This is a genomic window from Vibrio viridaestus (assembly GCF_003856525.1).
GTDB classification, from domain to species: Bacteria; Pseudomonadota; Gammaproteobacteria; order Enterobacterales; family Vibrionaceae; genus Vibrio; species Vibrio viridaestus.
The window spans coordinates 1-752 of the sequence record NZ_RJVQ01000060.1; the positions used below are offsets into that span (position 1 = coordinate 1).

The 752-nt window shown below is 49.9% G+C and carries 1 rRNA gene; it reads left to right on the forward strand.

The features are described 5' to 3' along the window. Positions 1-39: 39 nt before the first annotated feature. A 23S ribosomal RNA gene (locus EES38_RS23220) occupies positions 40-752 on the forward strand; the annotation flags it as partial.

Below are 752 nucleotides of genomic sequence, written 5' to 3' on the forward strand. Positions count from 1 at the left end.
GTCACGTTGGCGGTTGCGTGTGTGGTTTGCGTTGGGCCAATAGTCTGTGGTGTAGTGGTAGACGATCCACCTGACCCGTCTTGAAACACGGACCAAGGAGTTTAACATGTGCGCGAGTCATTGGGTGTTACGAAACCCAAAGGCGAAGTGAAGGTAACTTGAAACACGGACCAAGGAGTTTAACATGTGCGCGAGTCATTGGGTGTTACGAAACCCAAAGGCGAAGTGAAGGTAAAGGTTCGGCTTGTCCGGACTGAGGTGAGAKCCTGTTGTCTTGCTCATACTTTSCAAGTTGCGAGCAGCGGGCGCATCACCGGCCCGTCCCATGACGTAGACATGTGACCKCGTGTTGTGTGCACCGTCGGGGCGGAGCAAGAGCGTACACGTTGAGACCCGAAAGATGGTGAACTATGCTTGTGRAGGTTGMAGCCAGAGGAAACTCTGGTGGAGGACCGTAGCGATTCTGACGTGCAAATCGATCGTATARCGTGAGTATAGGGGCGAAAGACTAATCGAACTATCTAGTAGCTGGTTCCCTCCGAAGTTTCCCTCAGGATAGCTGGCATTCTGAGAAATAAACAGTTTTATCCGGTAAAGCGAATGATTAGAGGCATTGGGGATAAATCATCCTCAACCTATTCTCAAACTTTAAATGGGTGAGAAGCTTAACTCGCTTAATTGGAGTTTTGCATTGAATGTGAGTGCCAAGTGGGCCATTTTTGGTAAGCAGAACTGGCGATGCGGGATGAACC